4 protein-coding genes are annotated in these 3,476 nt (G+C 27.4%); all 4 read left to right on the top strand.

Translation table 11 applies throughout. The features are described 5' to 3' along the window. Window positions 1-1,110 (top strand): peptidoglycan-binding domain-containing protein (locus tag A9G11_RS03215; protein WP_218056027.1); only part of this gene is annotated, 1,110 nt, incomplete at its 5' end. Window positions 1,111-1,137: 27 nt separating this feature from the next. Next, the gene (locus A9G11_RS03210; protein ID WP_065618096.1) at window positions 1,138-2,238 is read left to right on the top strand and encodes a hypothetical protein; all 1,101 of its coding nucleotides are present in this window, start codon (window positions 1,138-1,140) and stop codon (window positions 2,236-2,238) included. 151 nt (window positions 2,239-2,389) lie between these two features. Further along, window positions 2,390-3,013, top strand: a complete 624-nt coding sequence (locus tag A9G11_RS03205) for a hypothetical protein (RefSeq protein ID WP_065618095.1) — start codon at window positions 2,390-2,392, stop codon at window positions 3,011-3,013. A gap of 23 nt (window positions 3,014-3,036) precedes the next feature. Further along, a partial coding sequence (locus tag A9G11_RS03200) for a hypothetical protein (protein WP_141674334.1) occupies window positions 3,037-3,476 on the top strand: 440 nt, incomplete at its 3' end.

Raw genomic sequence — 3,476 nt, 5'->3', positions numbered from 1 at the left:
GACTATAATTATATGCATGAGTTAGAAGTAAAAGTTGAGATGTGGGAAAAAGAGAAAGAGAAAATCAAAAAATGCTTATGGTGGAAAGATGTGGTTAATGGATTAGCCAATCAAAATCAACCAACGGCAGAGGATAATGCGGGTAATGAAAGTGGAGCAAATACCCAAACAGCACAAACCGATACCTCACCCCCAGCCACACTAAATCAAGACGGTAAAGCTTGGTATATCCATCCTATATCAATAATTAATTATTTTTCTGCTAAAACTTACCTCTTTGAGAAAGGAGATAAACATGAAATTATTAGAGAAATCAATATTAGGTTAGCCGGTTTTGGTGGGAATGTACCTACAGATGAATTCACTGAAAGAACTGAAAATATGATCAAACAATTCCAACGCGACTACATGAAAGTAGAAGAAACGGGGACTGTAGATATGAAAGTTATAAAAGCGATAGATGAGTTTACTACAAAATTGGAATATTCATTCAAATTTGATGAAATAAAATGTCAATGCAAAACTAAAGGAATTAAAACAAGTGATGTTATTTTGAAAAAGAACGTCTTGAATACATGTCAAGGATTTGGAGATGAAGTGTCATCAAGAAATTCATTTGAACATCCTGGAATACATCGGACATTACTTTTTGTGTTGAAAGCTCTATTATTTTATTTCGAAAAGAATAATTCAGAAATCAGATTTTTAAAAATTGAATCAGGTTATCGGTGTAGATTTCATGATGTCTATATGAAATATCGTACAACTAACCATATGGGGGATGCTCTTGACCTTCATTTCACTAAAAACGGTGTAAGAACCAAATTAACTACCGATATGGATTTTATAAGAAAAAACTATTTTTGTGATTACATGAATTCTCCTTATGATCCAGATCCACCTAAAACAAATGCTCATTTTGGTTGGGAACTAAATAAAATTGGTTTAGAAGGTGCTCCTATGAAACATAGTAATGGTGCTGGAGCAACAACATGGGTACATTTTGATGTTAGAGAATTTGCTAATGAATTTAAACTCGATCGTTTTTATATCACAGATGAATCCGATTTAATGAAGTCATCCTTAATAGAATTATGTAAAACTATATAAAATATTATGAGAAATTAAGAGAAAAATATGAAAATAATTAGACAATTAAATTTACTGTTTGTTTTATGGTTTCTATGTATTACTTCTAACCAATCTATGGCAAATTTAAATAATGATCAAGATATTTTAAAAAAAACACCTTTGCCACTTGATTTTAGATTATGGGATAAAGCAGAAAGAAGTGTGAGCAATGAAGGCTATTTTTTTGATCATTCTAAAGTTGATTATGAATTCACTGATAATATCAAACTATTTACTTATTTGGTCAGTGATAATCCTTTTTTATCGAAATATTACAAAGAAAATAATCAAAATATAAAGTCTGCTATTTATGTAATATTAGAAAATAAGAAAAATTTTGATACATATATTATTAAAATATCAAATGATTTTATGTTATTAAATGTTTCTAAGAAAGGTGAGATTTTATCTGCTCAAAAAATTGCGAGTATGCTTAATTCCAATCAATGGAGAACTTTTATAATTGATAAATCTTTGAAAATCCGTACAACAGAAGAAAAAGTTAGGTATAGCGAAGTCAACTCAATGTATTTAAGAAATCGAAAATTGTTTGAACAAATTTATCAAATTTTAGATGATGGAAAAATCAAATTAGTAAGTAATAAACAGTTTCCAAATATTAAAACCAATTATAATCCTGCCATTCCAGATAATTGTTTTCAAAAAATAGCTTCTTTTTCTAATGAGCGAATTGAGTCTGATTCTCCTTTAGATTTACCAATCAGTAGTGCTAATTTTAATTACATTTCTGATAATTTTGAGACCGAAGGAAAGGGTGGTGAGACATATTGTCAAACCCTTGCAGGAAATTATGCACGTTTACCTAATGTTGGTCAAAACTATGTTTATTTTTTTACTGGACGTGATGATATTGGATGGGTAAAACAAGAACAATCAATCAATTATATTGGTATAGGTTATTTGGTAACAATACGAAATCATGAAGTAAAAGATATGTTGCCAATTTATTATAATTATCAAAGCAGTGATCAAAAAATAGAATTTATTATTAACAAAAATATGAATATTGACTTACTAATGACATCAAATTCTGGTGAAAAATTGAAACAAAGCTTTCATATTAATCAAAATGGTGAATTTGAATAACTATTCGAAATCGTTTGTATAAATTTAGATGGTTCTATGTAATGAATAAATCTAAAAAATTTCCTAATCATATAGCAAAAGAAACTAAAGATCATTGGCACCATTTACATGTTCAATATTATGATATGGATAAAGTTAAGGAAATTAAGAAATGAAATTTTTAAAAAATTTTGTAATTATTTGCTTATTAATTTTGTTAAATATAAATATTGCATTTTCAGCCAATATAAAGAAAGAGTTACGTTTTTATCAACAAATAAAATTACCTTATTCTTCTAATCAATTAAAAAAATACTATTATTGGAACAAATTTAACGAAATACTAATTTCGGCTGACAACAAAACTCCACTGAAATTTTCTGAACAAAATTTCTTCATTCAGCCGAAATCAGTATCTCATGAGGATTATTGTTATCATAAAGGTGTTTTTTATTTTCCTATTATGTATTTTAAATTTAATAAATTCATATATACCGGTATTATATATATGGCTTTTGGAAATAATGATGACCACATTTTTACTTTCCGATTAAACAGTTATGATCCCGATGGAAAACCTATTGATGCAATAGTGTTAGATGAAAGATATTCCGAAGAAGGGGAAGTACTTGTGTGGAATGATTTTACTATAGAGGCGAATGGTAAAATTTTAGTTAACCAAAAAGAAAAATTACTAATCGACGCAGGTCTTTCCGATTTTAAAAAAGGCGAAATTAAATCTAAAAAAAGTCAATATCAAATGACTAAAATGGGTCTTTTTAAGAAATTAAAATAAGATTTATTAAAGGTAAATATATAATGAAAACAAGATGTTATTTAGGTTTAATCTTGCTATTAAGCACACCTTGCTATAGTCAGTTGTTTAATATTCCCGAACAATATAAAGGTGACTGCTTGGTTAATAAGAATAATTCTATAGAAGAAAATTGCCCTCCAAACTCGATAGAAATAGATTTTAATGATTTATACGACATAATCCATAAAAACACAGTTATATATAATGATGGAGATTTAAAACTGGTTTTAAACAAAAAAAAATATAAATATATCGATAATCAAGCATCTTATCTTCAAAATATTATTGTAGCTGAAATAGAGTTATCATTAATTTATAAACAGGACATCAAAGATAAAATTATTTTGGCTAGTCAATTTTATTCTAACGAAGCTACATGGCTAGGCGTTCAAAATTATTATATTAGTCCTAATGGAAATATTTATATATTATTAATAAAAAA

This window comes from Gilliamella sp. wkB108, assembly GCF_001690195.1.
Classification (GTDB): domain Bacteria; phylum Pseudomonadota; class Gammaproteobacteria; order Enterobacterales; family Orbaceae; genus Gilliamella; species Gilliamella apicola_L.
This window is presented reverse-complemented; position numbering and strand designations above follow the sequence as displayed.

Coding starts and splice junctions, on each gene's coding strand:
- A9G11_RS03210 (WP_065618096.1), top strand. CDS start 1,138: ATGAAAATAATTAGACAATTAAATTTACTGTTTGTTTTATGGTTTCTA.
- A9G11_RS03205 (WP_065618095.1), top strand. CDS start 2,390: ATGAAATTTTTAAAAAATTTTGTAATTATTTGCTTATTAATTTTGTTA.